Source organism: Brevibacillus sp. HB1.2, from assembly GCF_013332495.1.
Classification (GTDB): Bacteria; Bacillota; Bacilli; order Brevibacillales; family Brevibacillaceae; genus Brevibacillus; species Brevibacillus porteri.
In genome coordinates this window covers 246,719-268,667 of the sequence record NZ_JABMIU010000002.1, presented here as the reverse complement: position 1 = coordinate 268,667, position 21,949 = coordinate 246,719, and the positions used below count along the sequence as shown (strand labels likewise).

The following is a 21,949-nucleotide window of genomic DNA, read 5'->3' as shown; positions in this document are numbered from 1 at the left end:
AGTTGGTACATACGCGTCTAGATGGCGTGCTGTTTAGCCGGATGGTTTACCTGGGGGCGAACCTTTTATCCGACAACGTCAGAGTAGTGGATGGATTAAACGTCTTTCCTGTGCCGGATGGCGATACGGGGACAAACATGAATTTGACTTTCTCTTCCGGTGTGGAGGAGCTGACTCGAAAAGAATCCCCCCGAATCACTGAATCGGCAACTGCTTTGGCAAAAGGTCTGTTAATGGGCGCGCGCGGTAACTCCGGCGTGATTTTGTCCCAGTTATTCCGCGGCTTCAGCAAATCAGTCAATGGAAAAGATGAGGTTAACGCCCGTCAGTTTGCCGATGCCTTGAAAGCTGGTGTTGACTCTGCGTATCAGGCAGTGATGAAGCCGGTAGAAGGCACGATTTTGACTGTTGCCCGTGAAGCGGCGGAGATGGCTGTGCGTGCAGCGCGCACGTCAGATGATATTATCTCTGTCATGGAAAAAACATACGAGCAGGCGCAAGCTACGCTGTTGCGTACGCCGGAAATGCTACCTGTTCTAAAAGAAGTGGGCGTAGTCGACTCTGGTGGACAAGGTCTCTTGTTTATTTATGAAGGGTTTTTGCGAGCATTGCGCGGGGAAGAGCTATCCGCCGATCGTGAGCGTTCGTTACCTAGAATCGGTCAGGAAGAGCTGGACAAGCTCATTTCTGATCAGCATAATGCACAAATCCACATGAAAACAGAAGACATCACGTACGGGTACTGTACGGAGTTTATGGTTCATGTCGCGCATAGCACCGAGCCGAACAAAAAGTCGTTCTCAGAAGCGCTGTTCCGCAACCACCTGGATACGATGGGTGATTCACTACTGGTCGTCTCTGATGATGAAGTCGTCAAGGTACATATTCATGCAGAGCATCCGGGCAGCGTATTGCAATACGCTCAGCAATTCGGCAGCCTGCATCGACTGAAGATAGAAAACATGCGCGAGCAGCATGCGAACATTCTAAAAGCGGAAGAGAACAAAGGACAGGCGAAGCCAGAAACAGTTGCTAAACCTGCTACAGAGTTGCTTCCATACGGATTGATCGCGGTAGCTGCTGGTGAGGGAATCGCTACAATTTTGCGCAGCATGGGTGTGCATGTGGTAGTAGAGGGCGGTCAAACGATGAACCCGAGCACAGAGGACTTCATGAAGGCCATCGCAGGACTGAATGCCCAGCACATCATCATCCTGCCAAACAACAGCAATATCATCATGGCAGCACAGCAGGCATCCGAGCTTGCTGAAGTTCCTGTATCTGTCATACCGACGAAGAGCATTCCGCAGGGATTAGCAGCACTGGTCAGCTTCCGTACAGATGTTGAACCGGAAACGAACGTGCAAGCGATGACCAAGGCAATTGCCCAGGTGAAAACAGGTATGGTGACGCACGCGGTTCGCGACACGCAAATGGGTGAGGTACAAATCAAAGAAGGCGATTTTATCGGCATGGCTGAGAAAGAAATCGTCACAGCAGGCCCCGACTTGCTAGCTTGCGCAACGACGCTGCTCTTGGGAATGGTGGATGAAGACTCCGAAATCATTACGATATTCTTAGGAGAAGATGCGACAGAAGACCAGGCTCATGCTTTAGAAAAAGCTTTGTCTGATGCGTACGCGGATGTGGAAGTAGAGATCCAGGCAGGCGGTCAACCGTTGTATCCATTCATTTTTTCTGTCGAGTAAAAGCCAACCTTTTGAACACGAATGAATAGGGAGAGGAGCGATCGAGAATGCCAATTGTGATTCTTACCGACAGCGCGTCTGATATCGATGCGTCTGTGAGGCAGTCATTGGGGATCGTGGCCGTCCCGTTGAAAATCATGTTTGGGGCGGAAACGTATGTGGACGCAGTCACTATCTCGTCTTCGGAGTTTTTCGATAAGCTGAAGCAATCGAGCGTGATGCCGACGACCTCGCAGCCGTCTCCGCTTGAATTTGCCGAAGCATACAAAGCGATCTATGAGAACTATGGCAAGGACGTGCAAATCATTGCCATACTCTTATCGGGTTCCTTATCGGGTACGTATCAATCAGCGATGATCGCCAAGTCGATGTTGGATGAAAATATAGACATTACGGTGATCGATTCTCGCAAAGCTTCGTTTGTTCATGGAATGATCTGTGTGGAGGCTGCCAAAGCCGCACAAGCAGGCAACAACAAAGAGCAAATTCTGGAACAGATTGATCGTTATTTGGATGAGGTGCAGGTATACTTTATTGTGGATACACTGGAGTTCCTGCAAAAAGGCGGTCGGATTGGCAGAGCATCTGCTGTCATCGGTTCGCTTTTGAATATCAAGCCGATTTTGACGCTGGATACTGCTGGGTACGTGTCTGCTTTTGACAAGGTACGAGGGACGAAGAAAGCTCTGAATCGCGTATTTGAAGCTTTGCAAGAGTACGCGAAAGGCGAGCCTGTGAAAATCGCTGTGCTGCACAGTAGTGTTCCAGATCAAGCGGCTGAGCTCTTGGAGCGACTCAAGCAAGAGTTTTCGGTAACGGACTCTTGGTTGGAACAGATTGGTCCCGTGATCGGTACGCATACAGGTCCAGGTCTACTTGGGATCGTCATGGTAAAAGATAAGTAAGGGATATATCGTATGGAGAGGAGCTTCCCTGAGGTAGGGGGCTTCTTTTTTATACGTGAAATACAAGGGGGAGGTTCTGGTGAATAAGGATGATTTCCTTATCGAGCTGGAGGATATTGTGTATGACTCTCTATTTATTGGCGGTCATAAAGATGATTTGAACAAAGAAATTTCTGCTAATATGTGGTCTATTTCTTTAAGTAAGCAGTTAGCTAGTCAGTTCACAGTTTCTGATTTTATGAACTTTTTCCATAAAGTAATAGAGAATAGAAAACAGCAAATTTTAAAATCAAATAGTGATCATGGAATGCTGTTATATGTTTGGTTCGATTGGCAGGCTTCGCGACTAAAATTTAATCTTATCTCTCAGGTTCATGAAAGACTCCCCTTTAGCGGAAAGATTGAAATCATTGATGAGCTTGAACCAATCATTAACGAGTTTCTTCATTTTTCGTATCATGATGGATTTGTAGATTTCGATCGAGAACTAGATCCCGTAAAGGTATTCCTAATTTCACTTCAAAAGAAATAATTTCAGAGGGAGTTTTTTCATATAGCCTGATTTGACCGCATGTTGTCAGCATAAATCGGTTATGATTGCTTTACGTACAGTTTCCTCTGTAGCGCTTTCAAAGGCTGTAGGATACAATGAGAGGGAATCTTGTTGAACCCCTTGTGATTCAGGAGGAGAACCGGTTGAAGTACAAAAGCGTATTTGATATTATCGGTCCAATTATGGTTGGGCCATCTAGCTCCCATACGGCGGGTGCAGCTCGTATCGGTCGTGTGGCTCGCAAGCTGTTTGGCAGAATGCCTTTGCGAGCAGAAATTGTGTTTTACGGCTCATTTGCAAAGACGTATCAAGGACATGGTTCTGATGTGGCGACCGTTGCAGGAATTCTTGACTTTGACACGTCGGATTTGCGTCTGAAAAATTCGTTGGTGATTGCAGAAAAAGCTGGCATGGAAGTGGAGTTGTCCACTTCTGAGGTTTTGACAGAGCACCCGAACACGGCGCGGATCAAGCTGTCTGATGATGAGCGTCAGATTGAACTCGTTGGTGTTTCCATTGGTGGCGGGAAGATCGAAGTGTTGGAATTGAACGGGTTTTCCTTTCAGTTGGGCTTCGATACACCGACGCTCTTGGTCTTGCATGAGGATCGCTTTGGGATGATTGCGGCTGTGGCAAAGGTGCTGACCCAGCACAACATTAATGTGGGGCTCATGGAAGTGTCTCGACACACACGCGGTTCGCGTGCTTTGATGGCAATCGAAACGGATTCGACGATCTCCCCGGAAGTCCTGGAGGAAATCCGTCAAATCCCCCATATCTTTGACGTATCCCTGCTCGCATTGAACTAAGCAAAAGGACGAGCAGGATTAGAGGAGTGAACAACCAGATGTTTCGTAATGTGGCTGAACTAGTTGAGCTGGCCGAATCCCAGGGGAAGAAAATCTCCCAGGTGATGATTGAAGCAGAAATGGAAGTTTCCCAGCGCAGTCGGGATGCCATTATGCAAGATATGTACGCCAACCTCGATGTGATGGAAAAAGCAGTGCGTCGCGGGCTTACTGAAGATATTCGCTCGCATAGCGGGTTGACGGGCGGCGATGCGAAGAAGCTGCAAACATATATGGAGACCAAGACGTTTTTGTCTGGCCCCACACTTTTGAATGCCGTTTCGATGTCTGTGGCGGTTAACGAAGTAAATGCTGCAATGGGTACGATTGTCGCAACACCGACAGCAGGAGCATGCGGCATTGTACCAGGGACGTTGTTTGCTGTATCTGACAAGCTGCAGCCGACCCGTGAGGATATGGTCAATTATTTGTTCACAGCAGGCGCTATCGGGTATTGCATTGCCAATAACGCATTCATTTCGGGTGCTGCAGGTGGTTGCCAGGCAGAGGTGGGCTCTGCAACGGCTATGGCTGCTGCGGCGATTGTAGAAATGGCTGGCGGTACGCCTGAGGAATCTGCCCAAGCAGTGGCGATCGCATTGAAAAATATGCTCGGTCTGGTCTGTGACCCCGTAGCCGGACTGGTTGAAGTACCATGTGTCAAACGAAATGCGATGGGAGCAGCGATTGCGACGGTAGCCGCAGATATGGCAATGGCAGGCATCAAGAGCGTAATCCCGACAGATGAAGTCATCGATGCCATGTACCGAATCGGTTGCGCCATGCCGACTACCCTGAAAGAAACCGCACAGGGTGGTCTTGCTGCCACGCAAACGGGCCGCATGATCGAAGCCAAAGTGTTCGGCGTACGGATGGAGAAGTAAGATGGCTGGTGGATATCAATCGCCCGTCTCCCTTTTGCACGGGGTAGGGGAAGAGCGGGCGAAGGCATTTGCAGGACTGGGAATCAACAGCATTGGTGATTTGCTGGAGTATTTCCCGTCTCGCTATGAAGATTACCGTGTGCGCGATTTGACAGAAGTAAAAGACGGAGAGAGGGTCACGCTGGCAGGTACGGTGTACGGCGAACCCTCTGTTCGTTTTTATGGAAAAAGAAAATCACGACTTTCGGTCAAGGTTGTCATGGATCGTGTCGTGGTGACGGCTGTCTGGTTCAATCAGACGTTTGTCAAAAGCAGGCTGTCGCCCGGCAAGGAAATACTCGTCACAGGAAAATGGGACAAGCACAAGCTACAAATCACTGTGAGCGAAATGACAGAAGTAGACTCCGAACGTGCGACAAAACGAGGCGAGCTCGCCCCTGTCTATCCACTTGGTGGCGATGTGACGCATACACTGCTGCGCAAAACCATTCAACTGGCGTTGCGTCAATACGGCAAGGAGATTCCTGAGATCCTACCTGCGGATATTGTGGAGCGCTACCGACTGATGCCGCGGATGCATGCCTTTCATTCGATTCATTTTCCGGAAAATGCGGAAGATGGTCGTCAAGCGCGGCGACGGATTATGTTCGAGGAGCTTTTCTTATTCCAGCTAAAGATGCAAACACTGCGCAAGATTAATCGACAGCAAACGGAAGGCGTTGCTTTGACGATTCCGATGGAAGAGGTACGGGAATTTGTCAAAGGTCTACCGTTCCCGCTGACGGATGCGCAGAAACGAGTGGTAAAAGAAATATTGGACGACATGCGGGCACCTCATGCGATGAATCGGCTGCTGCAAGGGGACGTAGGCTCGGGAAAAACGGTCGTAGCTGCTATCGCGCTGATTGCTGCGGTGAAAGCAGGTTATCAGGGAGCGCTGATGGTACCGACGGAGATTCTCGCCGAGCAGCATGTGCAGTCGTTGACGAAGCTTTTGTCCGATTATGGCATTCAGGTCGCGCTCTTGTCTGGCTCGCTGACGGCGAAACGTAGACGTGAAGTCATCGGCTCTCTGCAAATGGGGTTAATCGATGTCGTGGTTGGTACCCATGCGCTCATTCAAGAGGATGTCTTTTTCTCCCGTCTAGGTCTTGTGATTACGGACGAGCAGCACCGATTCGGCGTGGAGCAACGGCGAATTTTACGGAATAAAGGCTTGTCTCCTGATGTCTTGTTTATGACTGCAACACCAATTCCGAGAACACTGGCAATTACGGCATTTGGCGACATGGACGTCTCGACGATTGATCAAATGCCTGCGGGGCGCAAACCGATTGAGACGACATGGAAAAAGCACGATCAGTTTCCGGCTGTGTTGGAGCAAATGCGGGATGAACTGCGCAAAGGACGACAAGCGTATGTGATTTGTCCGCTCATTGAGGAGTCGGAAAAGCTCGATGTGCAAAATGCGATTGATGTACATGCTCAGCTCACACACATTTTCCCTGAATTCGGCGTAGGTCTGATGCATGGGCGACTGCCAGCGAAGGAAAAGGATGCAGTCATGCAAGCCTTTCTGGCGGCAGAGCATGCTGTCCTGGTCAGTACAACGGTCGTAGAGGTCGGTGTGAATGTGCCGAATGCCACCTATATGGTCATTTATGATGCGGAGCGGTTTGGTCTTGCTCAGCTTCACCAATTGCGTGGGCGGGTAGGACGTGGCTCTGAACAGTCGTATTGTGTGTTGATCGCCGATCCGAAATCCGAGATTGGAAAAGAGCGGATGCGTGTCATGTGCGAGACGACGGATGGATTTGAGCTATCGCAGCGCGATTTAGAATTGCGCGGACCGGGTGATTTTTTCGGGACAAAGCAGAGTGGCTTGCCGGAGTTTAAAGTCGCTGATTTATTAAGTGATTACAAAGCGCTGGAGGTAGCGAGACAGGAGACTGTCAAGCTGGTAGCAGAGGACTCTTTCTGGCGCGACGAAAAGTATCATTGGCTGCGTGACTATTTAAAGAATGAGGGCGTGCTGGACGGTGTCGTCTTCGATTAGGAAAGGAAGCCTTCCCACTTCAAGCGCGTGGGGAGGCTTTTTCTTTTGTGGAGTGAAACTTTAAGTAGGGTATCGACGTCTATCCTCTGTAAGGTAAATTTTTCTAGGAAGCGAGGCGAGTTTTTTTGTCTTTGCGAAAAATTCGGGGAATGAGTATGTCCATTGTATTTGCATTGCTTATCATGACAGGATCCGACTTCGCGCAAGCAACCTCCACGGACAGTCGGATTGCTCAGACTGGCCCCTCCCATACGACCAGCCAAACGACAAAGGAATGGAAGCAAAAGGAACTGCCTTACGACTACGTAGCGATGAAAGAAGACGTGGTTATTCAGTTGAACGAGGCTCCACAGCTCCGCTCTCCTCGAAGAACGGTCGTAGGACCTGCACCACAGGCATACACCCTCTTTTTTAAGGAAGCGGTGAACCGTGGAACAGTCGAAGCAGCGATCCGCAAAAATGCTCAGGAAGAGACCAAAAAAGAGGACTTGGGCTACGTGGAGCCGATTTTTACGTTTCACTGGGTGCACGACCGTCAACTGCAATTGCTGGCTACCCTTCCTGATACGCTTGCCAAAGACAGAAGCTGGACGGAATATGTTGTAAATGTAGCAGGAGCGAAGACGGTAAAGGGAACCGCGTTTGATGATACGAATGATTTCTCGGCGGTGGTGTTTGCTCCGTCTCAGATTTGGCGAGTCTCCGTCGATGGTAAGGTGAAAGAAAAAATGACGGACTTTGCCGTCAGGACTCCCATGGAATTTATCGACCCTGAGGAACGGTATGTGTTGTTGGAGCGATTTACAGAATATTGCGAGTGCGATGCACGTTTCCCCATGCTGTATTCGATTTATGACATACAGACAAAAGAGCTGACTGCTTATCCAGTGGAGCTGACTGACAACTATAGCGGTGCAGGCGACTTCATGGCAGATCGCCGCGGCTTCTTTTTCGCTCATCCACCAAAAGGGACAGAAGTACCGAAAAGTGAGTTTGCCACTCGTATCAAGGTAGATGGATACGTACATGGAGCCAGCTTTAGCCATGATCGCAAGCATGTATTGATGGCAGTAGGCAAGACCGAACAGAAAAAGGATCTCGATTTGGTCGTGTACGATCTGGCGACTGCAAAAGAACGGCGCCTCCCAGGTGTAATCAAAGGATGGGTTCCAACAGATGAGATGAATGGGCAAGTCCAGCCTGTCAGTTTTATCGATGATGGACGCTACGCGACGTTTGAAATGAGAATGGAGGAGGAAAGCTTTGAGGAGCTTCGCCAACGCTACGATTGGCAGTCAGGCAAAGTGATCAGCTGGAATCCACCTGTTCCCAAAGAAGCTTGGTCTGGCTATATCCAGTCGACAGATGGCGCCTATCAAATGTATTGGAATGCAGGGGTGTTTAAGGGCGACGTCAAACTGAAGGAAATGAAACCAGATGCGATATGGATTCCAGGCACTCACCATTTGGTTTATATCGATTGGGAAAAAGCTGAACAAGGAGCGGAGTCCGTATCGTCGCTCTTCCTGTTCGATGCTGATCGTAAGCAACAATCTATGCTGGTGAAAGGACTGCCAGCGAATGTATCTATTTTGGGAGCTAGCAACGACGGCAAATGGCTGTATGTTACGACTCCGGAGCGACTAGCCCCTTAGCGTCATATTCCGATGCCAGTATGGATAAAATGATCAAGGATTCGTAAGTATCGCCTGATTTTAGGCAATCGCGCAAGGTGCCCTCTATGTGAAACCCTTCCGATACGTAAAGGGTGCGGGCGCGGTCGTTCGTTTCTTTTACATCCAGCCAGAGTCGATGGGCTTTTTGCTCGATGAATGCCCAATGCTTGATCTGACGCAGGATGTTGCGACCGTAGCCTTCGCCCTTCACTGCGATTGTAATACGCATGAGCTCAATACTTTGATGAGGATTGGTCAGCCCGGCGATGATGACGTAGCCGACGGGGTGGCCTGTTTCTTTTTTTTCGGCAATCATATGGAGGATGTCCGGGTTGCCAAGTGAGTGGTGGTGCCGCTCTTCGCTCCACGGGATAATGAACGGGGTATTCTCTGGCGCATTTTCTACTTCGCATACAAATGAAATGTCTGCTGGTGTAGTGCGGCGTAAGTGGATGGTCATGCGTGTATCTCCTTTTCAGCTTAACATTTGCATACCATGATCAGATTGCCGTCGGGATCGCGGAAGTTGAACCAGTGACCATGCTGGATAGGAACGACGACTTCTACTCCGTTCTCCTTGAGAAATGCATAAGAGGCTTCGATATCCTGTGTGTTGAAATGAAACAAGGGAGCATCATCTGTGATGCGCTTCGGAAAGATTTTGCTGTCCAGAACGAGCGTCAGTCCGCTTTGTAAGGGAATGCAGTATATATGTCCGAACATAATCTCGCCGTCTGCGGGAATGCCCAAGAGACGGCAGTACCAGTCGCGTGCGCGTTCGATGTCGCTGACGGCTACAAAAATGGTTCCGATTTGGGGCAGCAGGGGGGAAGTGGTTGTCATAGTGATAAAGCTCCTTTCAATAGGCGTTTTCACAAGGGCGACCCGTCATAATCGTGCACGAAATGTCGGATCGCCTGATTTTGCTTTTGCTATTCTGAGGGGGAAAGGGAGGTCATTACCATGGATTTGCTTGCAAAGCTGAATGAGGCTCTGGACTACATCGAAGACAATTTGACCAGCGAGATTGACTACAAAGAAATCGCTCGGGTGGCTTGCTGCTCCGAGTATCACTTCAAAAGGATGTTTTCTTTTCTCGCTGGAGTTCCGTTATCCGAGTACATCCGGCGTCGGCGCATTACGCTTGCAGCTTTTGAGCTTGCGGACAGCAACGAGCGGGTCATTGACATTGCGGTCAAATACGGATACGGATCGGCTGATTCCTTTGCCAGAGCTTTTCAGAATGTGCATGGCGTCACTCCGACAGAAGCCAGACACATTGGCCATTCCTTGAAGGCTTATCCGCGAATGACCTTTCATCTATCCATTAAAGGAGGCAGTGCCATGAACTACCGTATGGAAGAAAAAGAGCCATTTCGCATTGTGGGTCTGAAAAAAAGAGTCCCGCTGATTTATCGTGGAGTCAATCCAGAGATTGCGTCCATGTGGGCTTCATTAGATATGGAGACGATTCAGCAACTGAAGTCTCTATCCGATGTCAAACCACTTGGACTGCTCAGTGCGTCCACGAACTTTTCAGAAGGTCGGCTGGAATATGGTGAGGTTGATCACTTTATCGGGGTGGCCACTACAAAGGAATGTCCAGACAATCTGGCAGTGCTTGAAGTTCCTGCTTTTACCTGGGCCGTATTCGAATCAGTGGGTCCATTCCCTGATACGCTGCAAGACATCTGGGGTCGCATCTATGCTGAATGGTTTGTGTCCTCTGGATATGAGGCGGCTCAGGGCCCAGAAATTTTGTGGAACGAAAATAAAGAGATAACATCACCGACCTTTCGCAGCGAGATTTGGATTCCTGTGGTGAAAAAGTAACCCTATATTGCATTCGCTCTCGTTTGCGGAACACCTACCAGCGTGTGCATATCCGGGAAGAAATAATTACCAACTTTTTTTGCATATGACAGGCATAAAAGCGAACGTTTGTTTGCTTAAATAACGGATCGTGTTTTTGATCGACATGCAGAGCTTTTATGCCAGTATCGAGAAAGGGGTCAACCCAGAGCTGCGAAACAAGCTGATTGTCGTCGCCGTCGATCCCGCTGACGTGTCGCATAGTTCAATCCTAACCAAGATTACTCTAGCCTCATCTTGAAGACAAGGTGGGGCTATTTTACGCTTGCTGTGCTCACGAGCATCTGACAAGCGTTAATGCCAAGAAATCTTTCTCTACTGAGGACTCTTTTCGGGCACTCTAAGGGCAACACCACGATTAAGGAGGGAACCCTGATGCGTAAACACCTAGTCTTGTTCCTACTCCTCCTGTTCCTGCCGCTGGGCGCCTGCGAGCCGTTTGCATCGCCGTCGACGCCCGGTCCCGGTCCGGTGACCTCATCCCCCGGTCCCGGTCCGGTGACCTCATCCCCCGGTCCCGGTCCGGCGACCTCATCCCCCGGTCCCGGTCCGGCGACCTCATCCTCCGATCCAGGACCGGTGACCTCAGCCCCCGGTCCTGGTCCGGTGACCTCAGCCCCCGATCCTGGTCCGGCGACCCCATCCCCCGATCCTGGTCTGGTGACCCCTGGTACTGGCTGCGACAAAGTAGCGGAAGTCGACAGGCAAGTGAAGGAATTATATAACAAGTATCTCGAGGCTAATAAGGCTGGTAGAACGGAGGAGGCAGCACAGCTATACAAAGCCTATGCGGCTGCCTGGCAACAGCTGCAATACCTTAGAAGTATTTGTCCACATGTCCCTGAAAGAAGATGACGATCCTGCAATACCTGTCGGCTGGTCATCTGCTCAGATTGCGTGAGCCTGTTACTTTCTGGGGGGCAGGTCTGCTGTCATCCGAAAGACGGTAATGTTTGCCGACCAGAGTTAATTTGAACCATTTCAGCCGGCCCGAGTTGTCGGCTTTTTTCTGTTAAATTTCAAGGGAATGGGCAAGACTTCCGGTAGACCGCTCTAGCACTACGTAAGCCGTTACATTGATGTCCCAATCCACTCCGATAAAAACGAAGAAAACCATGATAATGGGAACAACAACAAAATCGCCAACTTATATGACGGTAAATTCGGATATGCAAGGTTTAATAGTCGTTTGCACCCATTCGACTAACTAATTCTTTGATATACATTGACAGGCGAATACTGATTTCCGAACGCATAACATCCCGGACCATTCCAAAGCGATCCTCGTATCCTCTACAAATAAAACGGTGATACATTACCATATCTGCTTGTTCATCACTCATTATTTTAATATTACGCTTCGACAATTCGCGGCGCAGACTGTACAAATCTGCACTTATTTGGCTCATTAGTGCTCGGCCTGCTGTCAAATAAAGCTGCTTTAGAAGGTTGGAATGGTTCTCTATGTCTTCGATGCTCTTTTGCACCATGCTTAACATGTGAGGAAGCAAGATGCAGTCTCGGATCATTTTGAACTCATCTTCTGTAGGTCGTTTATGGGAGTTCTTTGCGTCGTGACGATTTTCGTATTGTTCTTGATGCTCAGTAAGCAGCATTTTGGACTTCCACCGTTCATTACCGTCCAGTTTGCTCATTTGTAATGGCCTCCAATCTGTTCTGCCCTCTCACGGGCTACTCCGGACTGTAATAATGATGATGCCCTCATAATAGCGGCGCTGCCGTATCTATCCTTAATGTCATCAGTCGCTCTCTCCAGGCTGTACGCTTTGATCCGGTCGTCGAAAAAAGTAAGCTGAATGACGTTATCGTCTGTCAACTCAGTCAATGCAACAGATAGGTGGTTAACGGGCATACCGCTCCAATGTTTATGGAAAATTTCGAGAGCTGCTGATGCGACTTCATGTGAAAGGGATGTAGAATGTGGAAGTGTTACCTGTCTATTAAACGACAATATCGAATGTTGACCATCTGTTTCTGTTGCTCCGACGGACACAACTCGCCCGATGTAACCCAGTCTCCTGCTGCGACGACAGACCTCCACCACCAATTCCAGCAGTATGACCTCGATATCTTCAATCTTCCGATAAAGGCTGCTTCTGAGCGCCTTGCCGTGACTAACCGATTTTAATTTATTACGAATACTTGCCACGACAGGGCTAGGGTCTATTCCACGTGCTGTCTGCCAATAATATTCCGCCTGTATATCACTTTGCTTGCCCATCTCTTTTCGCATACGCTTTTTAAAATCACCCAGTTCCAGACGCGCAATGTCGCCAATCGTGTAAAGACCCATACGTGTAAAATGACGAGCCATTCGAGAGGCAACCATAAACATTTGATGTACCGGTAACGGCCATAATACAGATTCTAAATTGTCGAAACCAAGTTTAAAGATACCTTCGGGCATTTTTTTAGCAAAATTATCAGTAGCCATTTTCGCCAACACTTTCGTTGGTCCAATTCCGCACCGCGTCCAAACACCTGTTGATAACAGAACGTGTGTCTGGATCTGGTGAGCAATCTCTTCCGGAGCCCCGAAATAACTGATAGAACCTGTAACATCAAGAAACTGTTCATCGATGGAATAAGGTTCGACCTGGTCCGTAAATGACTCGAAGATCTCGGTAAGAAGCAAGGATACGGTGATATATGTTTGCATTCGGGGGCGTATTACGACCAAATCGGAACATTTCGCAAGCGCCTCGCCGACTCTTTCGGCCGTTGTTACACCGCGTGATTTGGCGACGGGGCAAGCAGCCAGAATGATACCAGATCTTCTAGAGGGATCAGCTACAGCGACTGGCTTATCTTTCAAGTCTGGCCGGGCCGCTTTTTCAATCGAAGCATAGAATGATTGTCCGTCAACTAACATAATGGTTCGCTCTTGAGGCACGGCATTTCACTCCTGTAAAGTTGGTGATTCGTAGATGTACTACAAAGTCCATACACGCTATGGATGCGAACGTATATTCTTATTATATACCGAATGTATGTTCGTAATGCAATGAGAATAATTGGAATGCAAAAAATGCCCCCAGGTCATCCATATTGACCAAGTAGCGCAACGCCTCAAGCTTCGGGCAGCTCTGAGGTCCACTGGGTTCCTTTTGCCCTACTGCTGCATGTGAAGCTGGCAACGAATTTCTGAATAAAGGAAAAGTTAGGTACATGATGGGGAGGTGCACAAGAATAACACAGTAAATAGACAAAAATAGGTCTCTTTTTCAAAAGCAAGCTGCAAAAAACAGCGTGCCGCGATGAAACGGTGTGTGCGAAGAAGATGCGAGATTCCTGAAACGAAAAGCGGTCAAAAACAACCGTTTTTCGTGTTTTTTTGGCTTACACGGATTTTGCCAGAAGAGAGGTTTCCCTGTATTGTTAGATTATCTTTTGAAGCATATATTTGACGGATAGAACAAAGGAGATTTAACATGCTAGCACAAGAAATGGGTGTCATATTCACCAAGCACGCCGATCAAATTACTTCCAAACGTTGGGGAGAATTCATGCAACAATTGGAGGAAAAAGGCCTGTACGTGCTCATTGAGACAGACACGATCGGAAGAGTGATGAGTCCATTGGGCGGCTTGATGCCCATGCCGTGTAAAAGTGAGACGCTCCATATTGTGACAGCTGATGAGCTGGAGCAGCGCGGCTTGCCGCTCGGTCACCACATCGTAACGAAAGCGAAAGAAAAAGTAGTCCAACCATAATCGAAAAACCAACGCAACCTTTCCGTGGGAGCTAGCCTCCAAGTGGGAAAGGTTTTTTTGTGTAAAAAACGTCCCCTCTCATCGGGGGATCGAAACATCTCGACGTTTTTCATAAAGCTGGATGCGACCGCTTGCGGTCAAACAAAACGGTTATGACCGTTTTGTTGTTCCTAAATAAAAGAATGCTCCGGCTAGGGGTAAGATCTATCCGGCAATCGGCGGTAGAGGGCAGAAGGTCACATTATGATAAGGAATAGGACAAAAGAAGCAAGCAGGAGAGAGGAGAACAGGAATGACGACAATGGAGAGCAAAGAGGGAATGCAGCCCAAAAAAGGCGTGCGTCGCTTGCTGGAGATTGCGGATGAGAAGCGCGGCTTGCTCGTCGTCTCGGCGATATTGTCTTCCTTGAGCGCAATATGCATGCTGGTGCCTTATGCATCGGTCTACTTTATTTTACGCGAACTGTTAACGCATGCAGCGTCTCCCGCAATGGCGGACGGGGCGTACATGATTCGGTGGGGAGTTATTGCGCTTTCGGGACTCGTGGGAAGTCTGGTCATGATGTATGCAGGCGGGATGGTGTCTCATATCGCTGCGTTTCGCATTTTGTACGGAATGCGAGTCAAATTGGCTGCGCATATCGGCCGTTTGCCGCTTGGCTGGCTCAACGGGACGTCTACCGGTGCAGTCAAAAAAACATTGGAGCAAAATGTGGAAAAGGTCGAGACGTTTGTCGCGCATCAGCTTCCGGATTTGGTGCATGTAGTCGTGACAACGGTGCTCATGATTGGCGTGATGTTTTACTTGAACGTCTGGCTGGCGCTGGCCTGCGTCGTGCCGATCATACTGGGATTGATTGTGCAGATCATTACGTTTTCCGGGACGAAAACAAAAGAAAATATCAAGAGGTACTACGATTCGCTAGAACGGATGAATGGATCTGCCGTCCAGTATGTACGTGGAATGCCGGCGATCAAAGTATTCGGGCAGACGGTTCATTCCTTCCGGCGCTTTTATGCGGATATGATCACCTATCGGGACTATTGCGTCAAGCATACGGATGATTTTCAAAACGGATTTTTGGTGTTCAAGGTGATTCTGAGTTCATTTGCGGCCTTCATTCTCCCAGTAGGGGTGTTCATGCTGAGTAAAGACCCGCAAAATGTTGCGTTTGCGTCTGTTCTGCTCTTTTTCCTCGTAATGGCGCCAGGTGTATCTGCACCGATGTTTAAGCTCTTGTTTTTGACCTCTACCCTGCGTGACATTGGCGAGGGGGTGGAGCGCATGGATCGGATTTTGGCAGAGCAGCCCGTTGCCGAACCGCTTAGCTCCCAGCGTCCGCAGAGCTTTGATGTCGCATTTGAAAACGTCTCTTTTTCTTATGCAGCAGAGGGGAAAACAGGAGGAGAGGCACTTTCTCGCATCTCTTTTTTGGCGAAGCACGGGCAGGTGACAGCTCTGGTCGGACCATCTGGTGCAGGGAAATCTACGGTCGCGAATCTCATTCCGAGATTTTGGGATGTTTCGAAGGGAGCGATTCGCATTGGCCAGGTAGATGTTCGGGGACTTTCTAGTACGGATTTGATGAACACCGTAGCATTCGTCTTTCAGGATACGTTTTTGTTTTACGACACGGTTTACAACAACATTGCGATTGGATTGCCAGACGCAACGCCAGAGGCGGTCTATGCAGCGGCGAAGGCAGCCCAATGCCATGATTTTATTCAAAAGCTCCCGCAAGGCTACGACACCCTGATCGGGGAAGGGGGAGTCTACTTGTCTGGGGGAGAAGAGCAGCGTGTGGCGGTCGCACGGGCGATCCTGAAAAACGCACCGATTCTTGTCCTCGACGAGGCTACTGCCTTTGCTGATCCTGAAAATGAGTATGAGATGCAACTGGCGCTGGCAGAGCTGATGAAGGGCAAAACCGTCATTGTCATCGCGCATCGCCTGTCAACGATTCGGGATGCAGATCAAATTTTGGTGCTGGAAAAAGGGGAACTGATCGAACAAGGCAGGCATCAATCATTGATAGAGGCGAATGGGCTCTACGCCCGGATGTGGAAGGCTTACACCGATGCACAGGACTGGCAAATGGGCGAAGGAAAGGGGAGTGTGGATGCAGATGAGTATGCTGAACAATATCACAGCAGGTAAACCAAGGGCGCTGATCAAACCCGTTATGTACACGACACTTGCCAACCTTGCGCAAATATTGCCGTTTGCCTTGCTCGTGGAGGGTGCCCGCTTGATTTTTGAGCCGTTTGCCCAGCCAGGTGCCCCATTGAACATCGAGCGACTCTGGTGGGTATGCGGATGGATGGTAGTCTCGTTGCTCCTTTTGTTTCTATGCGAAATTCCAGCGTATCGTACACAGTTTCGTGGCGCCTACAGCACGGCTGCAGAAGGGCGAACCAAGCTAGCAGAGCACCTTCGCAAGCTGTCACTCGGTTACTTGAACAAAAGAGACCCAGGGGATTTGGCCAATATGATGATGGGAGATTTTACGATGGTAGAGCACGGGATTTCCCATCTCGTACCGCAAATGTTGGGGGCGATCATCATGCCTGTCATAGCGATCGTAGGTCTTTCTTTCGCGGATTGGCGCATGGCACTGGCCTTGTTTGCTGCGTTTCCCATAGCGATTCTCTTGGTGCTGATGACATCTGGACTACAACGCAGGCTCGGAGCGAGGCATATGCGTGCCAAAATTGACGCCGCCAATCGCTTGCAGGAATATTTGAACGGCATTCGCGTCATCAAGGCGTACAATTTGACTGGCGAACGCTTTGTACGGCTGGAGCAATCCTTTCGCGAATTCATGCGGCAGAGCATACGAATCGAAGGTTTACTGGGACCGATTGTGCTCGCCGCCATCGCTTTTATTCGGGCGGGCCTCACACTCATGGTCATGGTCGGCGTGTATTTGCTCATAGCAGGTAGCATAGATCTGATCACGTTTGTCATGTTTCTGCTGGTTGGGACACGTATCTTTGATCCGTTGACAGCTGCACTCGTCAACTATGCAGAATTCCGTTACCACGAACAGGCGGGGGAGCGGATTGTCCAGTTGCTGTCGGAGCCGATCATGACAGGCGAGCAGCAACCACCTTCGGAAAACGACGTGAAGCTTGCAGGCGTCTCTTTTGGCTATATCGAAAAGAACGTCCTGAACAACGTGAGCATGCATATGCCAGTCGGTTCGTTTACAGCGTTGGTCGGGCCATCCGGCAGTGGAAAAAGCACCGTGATGCGGCTGATTGCCAGATTTTATGACCCGTCGCAAGGCAGTGTTCAGCTGGGCAATCAACCACTTGTCGACATGGACCCGGAGGCACTTCTCTCCCGCGTGTCAATGGTGTTCCAGGACGTGTATTTATTCCAGGACACGATTGCAAACAACATTCGCTTCGGAAAAAGGGATGCGACACAAGCTGAGGTCGAGGAGGCGGCTAAACAAGCGTGCTGCCATGATTTCATCATGCAGCTATCCGATGGCTACGATACGCTCGTAGGGGAAGGGGGAAGCACGCTATCAGGCGGCGAGAAACAGCGCATTTCCATTGCTCGAGCGATCTTGAAAAATGCGCCGATCATTCTCTTGGATGAAGCAACAGCCTCACTCGACCCCGAAAATGAGGCGCAAATTCAGAAAGCGATCGATACGCTTATCGAGGGAAGAACGGTTATTGCCATTGCTCATCGCCTGAAAACCATCCGTAATGCTGACAACATCTACGTGTTGGAAAATGGCACGGTCGTCGAACAGGGACAGCATGATGAGCTTGTGAAGAAAAACGGTTTGTATGCGCGGCTGTGGAAGCTGCAACAAACGACAGGTGGCTGGAGACTATCCTCATAAATCGGTGACAAAACCCGCTAGGCAAGTCAGCCGAAGCGGGTTTTGTCATGGGCGTACGCTTACGTTTCGTTGTCTGCTTTTTTAGTCGCGGGGACGTGACGGAATAGCTTGGTCATGCACGCCCAAGCGATGAGTGGGCCGATTCCGATGCACAGAATCAACCAGTTCAGCGTAAGAGAAGAGACGCTCAAGGAGGTTACCAGCAGAAAGATCAGAATCCCCACCAGCCGACCAACGTCCAGAGCGAACTCTCGGAGCACGACATACTCGACCCGATTGCGTGCGCTCTCTTCGTTCGTGCCAATCAGATCAAAAATCGTGGAGAGCATGGGTACAGAATACAGCGGATAAGCGATGGACACGGCAATCCCGAAAATAAGCAGTGTCGTAAAGCTCACCTGCCAAAAAAATACGAACAGAATCCCCCACATGATGACAGAACCAGTGAGCATTCCCCACTTGCGATAGCGCGGAGCGAACCATTTGGCGATCAAGAAGTAGCTCACAAGCCCGACGGCAGATGTAGTCAACCAGTAGTTGCCGAGAGTCATCTCGCTTCTCGTGGAAATGTAGACGAGTAGACCGATCACAAAACCGAATACACCTTCACGCAGTCCTTGACCAGCTAAAGCGCCTGCCGCCCAGCGCCACTCGGGCTCCTCTCTCAAGCAACGGAAGGAAAAGCTCCAAGAATACGTCCCTTCCGATTGACGTTTTTTCAAAAAAAAGCTGATGAACACGCCGACGACAAATAGCGCAAGCGAGATCCCGAAAATAAGGGAGTAGCCGTTATTGCCCGGGAGCCGCGTAATGAGCAGCCCTGATATCCATGGAGCGAGCATGCCGCCAATGGAAGCAAGCAACCCTGCCCAACCGTTGAAAAGGTCGCGGTTATCGGCATTCGTGATTTCGAAGTACACCACATTAAAAGAAAGCCAGAAAAAGCCACTCGCCATACCTTGAACGAGCCCAAGCGGTACGGCATAAGAGACAGCTTTTGGACCCGCCAGAAGAACGAGCAAATAAAAAAGGGCAGAAACCGCCATCCCGGCACGCAGGATATTCATTTTGTTCAAATGCTTAACATACCAGCCAGCAAGCCAGAAGGTAAGAGCACCCGCGAGATGGGCGGCGAAAGTAAACCAAGCGATCGGTGCAAACTGACTTTTTACCTTCCACAAATAGACGTTTACAAACGTGCCAGAAAGGGCGCCAGCGGCAATGAATACAGCGTTGACCAGGAGCAGCAGCTTGGCTTGATTGTCCAACCGACCTGATGGCTTTTGATGAGAAGGCTCGTGGCGCGACATTTTCAGACCAGTGGACTCCTGTATTTGAAGGAAGGATGGAAGGCGGTTTTTTGTTTTTTGCTGCATACGTTCCCTCCGCGCAAAAATAGGACATGAACATAACGTGCCCTACCGCTGCTACTTTCAACAGGAAAGTGAGTAAGCACCATGTTTTCCCAAATGAAAAGCGAAGATCGCAATTTTTTGAAGGTTATTTCATTTCAGGGAGGAAAACGACTAGCAGCAAACAAATTAAGAGAGGATAGGCATACGAAAATACAGAAGCGAACAGAAAAGAGGTTACGAGATGGCGACAACCATTTTCAGAAATGGACGCATTTACACAGGAGATTCCAAGCATTTGTTCGTACAAGCACTGGTCGTTCGGGATGGTATTGTCCATGACTTGGGCAGCGATGCGGACATGCTTCTTCAATACGGAGGCAGTGATGTAGCGATCGTTGATTTGCAAGGATGTACCGCTACCCCGGGGTTGATTGACAGCCACCTGCACTTGGGATGGCTCGGTCTCACCTTTTTGCAGCTGGATTTGAGCAAAGCTCGGTCCAAGGACGAGATGCTGTTTCTCTTAAAAGAAAAAGCGCAAGCCACACCTGAAAATACGTGGATACAAGGCTATGGCTGGGATGAGAATTTGTTCGCGGATGGGGGCGGCATTCCTACCATTGAAGAGCTTGATCAAGCTGCACCGCATTGCCCGATTCTTCTGGCACGAATATGTGGACATGCGAATCTGGTCAACAGCAAGGCATTGGAGCTATGTGGCTATCATCGTGACATGGAGGTGCCAGCGGGGGGAGTCATTGTACATGATCCTGTGAGCGGAAAGCCAACGGGTATGCTATTAGAAACTGCCTCCAACCTGATTACGAAGCATATTCCAAGACCTGACTACGATCAGTTGAAGCAAAGCCTGCGCAGCTCGATTCGCTATGCAATGGCGCATGGATTGACAGGGGCACATACGGAGGATTTGCGTGAATTGGGCGGACTTGCGCAAACGTATCGGCTCTATGATGAGCTCATCAATGGCGAAGAGCTTGCGCTGCGCAGCAACCTGCTTGTCTTCTATCCGCATATGCATGAGCTGCGCGACTTAAACATGACGGCAGGCTATGGAAACGCTCATGTGCAAATCGGTGCGGTGAAAATTTTTGCAGATGGGGCATTAGGACGTAGGACGGCTTACCTGTCAGCTCCGTACGCTGATGATCCGAGTACCAGCGGGTATCCAGTGCATGAGCAAGACGAGCTAACAGAGCTGGTTCGCCAAGCACGAGAACTGGGGATGCCCATAGCCGTACATACCATTGGCGACAAAGCACTGGAAATGGTGCTGAACAGCTTGGATCAGTTCCCGGCAGTCGCCTATCGGGATCGCCTCATACACACACAAATCTTGCGGCCGGACCTGCTGGACCGCTTGAAGCATCCTCATCGGATCGCAGATATCCAACCGCGTTTTCTTGCAGGAGACTTCCCTTGGGTGATGGATCGTGTTGGGCAGGAGCGGATTCAACACTCGTACATCTGGAAAACGATGATGGACTACGGAATCATTTGCGCTGCGGGCTCGGATACACCGGTAGAGCCAATCGATCCTCTGTTGGGGATACACGCAGCGGTCACGCGCAAAGCACCAGGGGAAACACACGATGGGTACTTCCCGCAAGAAAAACTGACGATGGAGGAAGCGATTCATCTGTTTACATTGGGCAGTGCACAGGTGACGAACGAAGATCATGTCAAAGGTACGCTGTCTCGTGGAAAATACGCAGATATGACCGTCTATTCCAAAGACCTGTTTACCATCGATCCAGACGAGCTGCTCTCTACAAAGGTCATGATGACCATCATAGGCGGAACAGTTTGCTACACGTCTTGAAAACATAACCAGAAAATCAGAGCAGCGGCTGTCCTGGACAAGAAAGTAAAGTCCTGGATTGCCGCTGTTTTATGGAACGATCTACTTTTCAGACATACTTGCCAGATGCTCTTCAAGACGATCCATGGTCTGTTCGGCACCTGGGACGGCATATGTTTTCACCTTATCGAATACAGCGGCAGTTTCTTCAAAAACGGTGCGATAAGTCAGTTTGGTCTTGCCATCCAGATCCTCAAAGATGGCTGTCGCAAAAAAATGCGGAAACACAGTATGTTTGAAGACGATTCGCTCGAGTTGAACGACCTCGACAAAGACGTTGGTGTTGGGAAAATCAACGCTATCAGGACCGTGCATGATAAACTGCCATGTACCGCCCGGTTTTAGATCAAACTGCTGAGTAGTCGTCGTGAAACCTCGAGGCCCCCACCATTTCGACAGGTTCTCCTCTTTCGTCCAAGCATTAAACACAAGATCACGTGGAGCATCAAATACACGGGTGATCACAATCTCGCAGTCGCCTGCTTGCGTTGCGATTTTGTTTGATTCGTTGTTTTGGTTCATGTCCATCCCTCCATACTTAAGTAGCTTCGCCATGAATATACTCATTTTTTCAATCATAACAAATAAATTAGGTTTGGATTTCTTTCGGATTGC

At 49.5% G+C, this 21,949-nt stretch carries 19 protein-coding genes; 13 read left to right on the top strand and 6 right to left on the bottom strand.

Going from position 1 to position 21,949, the window contains the following annotated elements:
- Positions 1-2: 2 nt before the first annotated feature.
- The 7 genes from HPY28_RS06130 (at position 3) to HPY28_RS06100 (ending at position 8,610) form a co-directional block, all read left to right on the top strand.
- Positions 3-1,709 carry a DAK2 domain-containing protein gene (locus HPY28_RS06130; RefSeq protein WP_173622134.1) on the top strand — a complete coding sequence of 569 codons (1,707 nt, stop codon included), beginning with the start codon at positions 3-5 and terminating at the stop codon, positions 1,707-1,709.
- A 47-nt stretch (positions 1,710-1,756) separates the two neighbouring features.
- Entirely contained in the window at positions 1,757-2,614 is an 858-nt protein-coding gene (locus tag HPY28_RS06125) for a DegV family protein (protein WP_174230245.1), read from the top strand.
- Positions 2,615-2,693: 79 nt separating this feature from the next.
- A complete protein-coding gene (locus HPY28_RS06120; RefSeq protein ID WP_371813440.1) occupies positions 2,694-3,146 on the top strand; it encodes a hypothetical protein in 453 nt (150 codons plus the stop codon).
- A gap of 164 nt (positions 3,147-3,310) precedes the next feature.
- Positions 3,311-3,976, top strand: coding sequence for an L-serine ammonia-lyase, iron-sulfur-dependent subunit beta (gene sdaAB / locus HPY28_RS06115; RefSeq protein ID WP_069849455.1), 666 nt, complete (start codon positions 3,311-3,313; stop codon positions 3,974-3,976).
- A gap of 38 nt (positions 3,977-4,014) precedes the next feature.
- Positions 4,015-4,899, top strand: coding sequence for an L-serine ammonia-lyase, iron-sulfur-dependent, subunit alpha (gene sdaAA / locus HPY28_RS06110; protein ID WP_017249446.1), 885 nt, complete (start codon positions 4,015-4,017; stop codon positions 4,897-4,899).
- 1 nt (position 4,900) lies between these two features.
- Positions 4,901-6,955, top strand: a complete 2,055-nt coding sequence (recG, locus tag HPY28_RS06105) for an ATP-dependent DNA helicase RecG (protein WP_017249445.1) — start codon at positions 4,901-4,903, stop codon at positions 6,953-6,955.
- 155 nt (positions 6,956-7,110) lie between these two features.
- Entirely contained in the window at positions 7,111-8,610 is a 1,500-nt protein-coding gene (locus tag HPY28_RS06100) for a hypothetical protein (protein ID WP_174230243.1), read from the top strand.
- Here the strand turns inward: HPY28_RS06100 and HPY28_RS06095 are convergent.
- On the bottom strand, positions 8,582-9,091 hold the full coding sequence (locus HPY28_RS06095; RefSeq protein ID WP_174230242.1) for a GNAT family N-acetyltransferase: 510 nt from the start codon (positions 9,089-9,091) through the stop codon (positions 8,582-8,584). The genes HPY28_RS06100 and HPY28_RS06095 overlap by 29 nt on opposite strands.
- Positions 9,092-9,111: 20 nt before the next feature.
- Positions 9,112-9,474 (bottom strand): VOC family protein, encoded by a 363-nt coding sequence (locus HPY28_RS06090; RefSeq protein ID WP_017249442.1) that lies wholly within the window; start codon positions 9,472-9,474, stop codon positions 9,112-9,114.
- Positions 9,475-9,594: 120 nt separating this feature from the next.
- On the opposite strand from HPY28_RS06090, the gene HPY28_RS06085 reads away from it, so the two are divergent.
- On the top strand, positions 9,595-10,464 hold the full coding sequence (locus HPY28_RS06085) for an AraC family transcriptional regulator (protein WP_174230241.1): 870 nt from the start codon (positions 9,595-9,597) through the stop codon (positions 10,462-10,464).
- Positions 10,465-10,609: 145 nt separating this feature from the next.
- Entirely contained in the window at positions 10,610-10,744 is a 135-nt protein-coding gene (locus tag HPY28_RS30875; protein ID WP_371736723.1) for a hypothetical protein, read from the top strand.
- A 937-nt stretch (positions 10,745-11,681) separates the two neighbouring features.
- On the opposite strand, the gene HPY28_RS06075 is transcribed toward HPY28_RS30875, so the two are convergent.
- Positions 11,682-12,158 carry a YhjD family protein gene (locus HPY28_RS06075; RefSeq protein WP_173622127.1) on the bottom strand — a complete coding sequence of 159 codons (477 nt, stop codon included), beginning with the start codon at positions 12,156-12,158 and terminating at the stop codon, positions 11,682-11,684.
- Positions 12,155-13,417, bottom strand: a complete 1,263-nt coding sequence (locus HPY28_RS06070) for a DNA polymerase IV (protein ID WP_174230240.1) — start codon at positions 13,415-13,417, stop codon at positions 12,155-12,157. Before HPY28_RS06070 ends, HPY28_RS06075 begins: the two co-directional genes overlap by 4 nt.
- 538 nt (positions 13,418-13,955) lie before the next feature.
- On the opposite strand from HPY28_RS06070, the gene HPY28_RS06065 reads away from it, so the two are divergent.
- From HPY28_RS06065 to HPY28_RS06055, 3 genes are all read left to right on the top strand, one after another.
- Positions 13,956-14,237, top strand: a complete 282-nt coding sequence (locus HPY28_RS06065) for a hypothetical protein (protein ID WP_007728325.1) — start codon at positions 13,956-13,958, stop codon at positions 14,235-14,237.
- Between the two features lie 319 nt (positions 14,238-14,556).
- Complete coding sequence (locus HPY28_RS06060) at positions 14,557-16,395, top strand: ABC transporter ATP-binding protein (RefSeq protein ID WP_026043154.1); 1,839 nt, start codon at positions 14,557-14,559, stop codon at positions 16,393-16,395.
- Complete coding sequence (locus HPY28_RS06055) at positions 16,364-18,100, top strand: ABC transporter ATP-binding protein (protein ID WP_026043153.1); 1,737 nt, start codon at positions 16,364-16,366, stop codon at positions 18,098-18,100. Before HPY28_RS06060 ends, HPY28_RS06055 begins: the two co-directional genes overlap by 32 nt.
- A 59-nt stretch (positions 18,101-18,159) precedes the next feature.
- Here HPY28_RS06055 and HPY28_RS06050 read toward each other — a convergent pair whose 3' ends face one another.
- Entirely contained in the window at positions 18,160-19,476 is a 1,317-nt protein-coding gene (locus tag HPY28_RS06050; protein WP_174224319.1) for an MFS transporter, read from the bottom strand.
- 220 nt (positions 19,477-19,696) lie between these two features.
- Between HPY28_RS06050 and HPY28_RS06045 the strand changes: the two genes are divergently transcribed.
- Entirely contained in the window at positions 19,697-21,295 is a 1,599-nt protein-coding gene (locus HPY28_RS06045) for an amidohydrolase (protein ID WP_174230239.1), read from the top strand.
- Between the two features lie 81 nt (positions 21,296-21,376).
- On the opposite strand, the gene HPY28_RS06040 is transcribed toward HPY28_RS06045, so the two are convergent.
- Positions 21,377-21,856, bottom strand: coding sequence for an SRPBCC family protein (locus tag HPY28_RS06040; protein ID WP_174230238.1), 480 nt, complete (start codon positions 21,854-21,856; stop codon positions 21,377-21,379).
- Positions 21,857-21,949 lie beyond the last annotated feature (93 nt).

Coding starts and splice junctions, on each gene's coding strand:
- HPY28_RS06095 (WP_174230242.1), bottom strand. CDS start 9,091: ATGACCATCCACTTACGCCGCACTACACCAGCAGACATTTCATTTGTA.
- HPY28_RS06065 (WP_007728325.1), top strand. CDS start 13,956: ATGCTAGCACAAGAAATGGGTGTCATATTCACCAAGCACGCCGATCAA.
- HPY28_RS06125 (WP_174230245.1), top strand. CDS start 1,757: ATGCCAATTGTGATTCTTACCGACAGCGCGTCTGATATCGATGCGTCT.
- HPY28_RS06040 (WP_174230238.1), bottom strand. CDS start 21,856: ATGAACCAAAACAACGAATCAAACAAAATCGCAACGCAAGCAGGCGAC.
- HPY28_RS06060 (WP_026043154.1), top strand. CDS start 14,557: ATGCAGCCCAAAAAAGGCGTGCGTCGCTTGCTGGAGATTGCGGATGAG.
- HPY28_RS06050 (WP_174224319.1), bottom strand. CDS start 19,476: ATGCAGCAAAAAACAAAAAACCGCCTTCCATCCTTCCTTCAAATACAG.
- sdaAA (WP_017249446.1), top strand. CDS start 4,015: ATGTTTCGTAATGTGGCTGAACTAGTTGAGCTGGCCGAATCCCAGGGG.
- HPY28_RS30875 (WP_371736723.1), top strand. CDS start 10,610: ATGCAGAGCTTTTATGCCAGTATCGAGAAAGGGGTCAACCCAGAGCTG.
- HPY28_RS06100 (WP_174230243.1), top strand. CDS start 7,111: ATGTCCATTGTATTTGCATTGCTTATCATGACAGGATCCGACTTCGCG.
- HPY28_RS06045 (WP_174230239.1), top strand. CDS start 19,697: ATGGCGACAACCATTTTCAGAAATGGACGCATTTACACAGGAGATTCC.
- HPY28_RS06090 (WP_017249442.1), bottom strand. CDS start 9,474: ATGACAACCACTTCCCCCCTGCTGCCCCAAATCGGAACCATTTTTGTA.
- HPY28_RS06075 (WP_173622127.1), bottom strand. CDS start 12,158: ATGAGCAAACTGGACGGTAATGAACGGTGGAAGTCCAAAATGCTGCTT.
- HPY28_RS06085 (WP_174230241.1), top strand. CDS start 9,595: ATGGATTTGCTTGCAAAGCTGAATGAGGCTCTGGACTACATCGAAGAC.
- recG (WP_017249445.1), top strand. CDS start 4,901: ATGGCTGGTGGATATCAATCGCCCGTCTCCCTTTTGCACGGGGTAGGG.
- HPY28_RS06055 (WP_026043153.1), top strand. CDS start 16,364: ATGAGTATGCTGAACAATATCACAGCAGGTAAACCAAGGGCGCTGATC.